This is a genomic window from Mycobacterium sp. E2733, assembly GCF_001667585.1.
Classification (GTDB): Bacteria; Actinomycetota; Actinomycetes; order Mycobacteriales; family Mycobacteriaceae; genus Mycobacterium.
In genome coordinates this window covers 1-1,976 of record NZ_LZJZ01000003.1, presented here as the reverse complement: position 1 = coordinate 1,976, position 1,976 = coordinate 1, and the positions used below count along the sequence as shown (strand labels likewise).

The window sequence follows — 1,976 nt, the reverse complement described above, 5'->3', positions numbered from 1 at the left end:
CGGCGAAACCGCTCCACATAGGCCGGATCCTCGGCGACATTAGCCAACAACACCTTCAGGGCCACCACCCGATCCATGACGGTGTCATAGGCCCGCCACACCTCACCCATCCCGCCGCGACCCAGCAACTCGATCAGCCGGTAACGCCCAAACGGCGTGCCCTCTATCTCGGATCCCGCCGGTGTCTGCCCAGATTTCATCCGCTCGCCCCTCATCGACGAAATTCGTTGCAACCACTGCGCTGATCTGCACAGCGATCAACCCACCATCCCCTCATCTGGTTGCTGGACTTCTCATTCTCGTGCCGCGTCGCGGCTGAGCGTACGGCCGCTCGTCCCCGGCTGCCAGGAGCATCGGTCGCCCCGGCCCACTGATTCGTCGGGGAAATTAAACACGCGGTCGGTCACCTCACCGAGGCGTTATCCGGTTGGCAGCTTGACTACCCGATTGTTGCCCGTGTCGGCGACGTACACGTTGCCCGCGTTGTCGACCGCCACCCCCTCCGGCTCGTTGAGCCCGCTAAACGGCAGCTCGCTCTGGGTGGTGGAGCCCGCCGGCAGCTTGAGTACCCGATTGTTGGAACTGTCGGCGACGTAGACGTTGCCCGCCGTGTCGACCGCCACCCCCTCCGGACTGCGGAGTCCGGTAAACGGCAGCGTGCTCTGCGTAGTGGAGCCGGCCGCCAGCATGACCACCCGATTGTCCTCGGTGACGTAGACGGTGCCCGCGGCGTCGACCGCCACCCCCGTCGGATATTTGAGCCCGGTAAACGGGAGCGTGCTCTGGGTGGTGGAGTCGGCCGCCAGCTTAAGTACCCGATTGTTGCCCCAGTCGGCGACATAGACGGTGCCCGTGGCGTCGACCGCCACTCCGTGCGAATCGTCGAGCCCGGTGAACGGCAGCACGGTCGGGGTGGAGGCGCCCGCCGCCAGCTTGCGCAGCAGTGAGATCACCTGCTGGTTCCGAAGCTCACGGTCCGTCGCGTAGAGGTTGCCCGTGGCGTCGACCGCCACCGCGCGGGAAGAGTAGAGCCCGGGCAGCTCGGTTTGGGTGGAGGCGCCCGCCGGCAGCATGAACGTCCCCCGAACTCTGTACTTGTTGGTGACGTAGACGGTGCCCGCGGTGTCGACCGCCACCCTGGTCGGACCCGCGAGGCTGGTGAACGGCAGCGTGATCTGCGCGCCGTACGTGCGAGGCCCCGTACTGCTGGGTGTGGGACCGTGGGGACCCCGACTTGTGGGTGTAGGCCCGCTCCTGGTGATGAGGGTGATGGTGGCGATGGTGGCGGCGATGAGCACGACCGCGGCGGCCGCGATGACCACCATCAACCGTTTCCGGGATTTGGTGGGAGGCGGTTGGGGTGCGCCTTGCGTCGCAGGTACCCGCAGAGGTGGCTCGGTGGCTGGGCGGTACTGGGTGGGCGTGGACAAGGACACGCCACCGGTGGTCGACCGTTGAGGGCTCGGCGGCATGGTGGCCGTGGTGGAAACGTCGGCCGGCGGCATCGATGTGGGCCCAGTCGTCGGGACGGTGATCGCCGCGCGCGCCGCCTCGGCGAGCTCGGTGACGGTCGGATAGCGCGCGTCGGGATTTTTGGCCATCCCGGTGGCGATGACCGTGTCCAGTTCGGATGGCAGATCATGCCGCAGCGCCGAGGGCCGCGGCACCGGCTTGGTCAAATGCGCGGTGATCTGTTGTTCCATGCTGTTGCCGGGGTAGGGCTGGCTGCCCGTCAGGCACTCATAGAGCACGCAGGCCAATGCATAGGTATCGCCGCGGGGATCGGCCTGGCCGGTGCTGATGCGCTCGGGGGCCATGTAGGCCCAGGTGCCGATCACCGCGCCGGCGCTGGTGAGCCCGGTTTCCCCGGCCGCGCGGGCGATGCCGAAGTCGATCAGATAGGCGAAGTCGTCCTTGGCGACCAGGATGTTGGAGGGTTTGACGTCGCGGTGGATCAGCCCGATTTCGTGGGCGGC

Annotated in this window: 1 protein-coding gene and 1 pseudogene; both read right to left on the bottom strand. The window is 67.1% G+C overall.

Annotated features, from left to right (window positions below; all coding sequences use genetic code 11):
- Positions 1 to 200: pseudogene (locus A5678_RS00060) on the bottom strand (hypothetical protein); the annotation flags it as partial.
- A 219-nt stretch (positions 201 to 419) separates the two neighbouring features.
- The coding region (locus A5678_RS00055; RefSeq protein WP_068036582.1) for a serine/threonine-protein kinase PknD at positions 420 to 1,976 on the bottom strand (1,557 nt) is incomplete at its 5' end.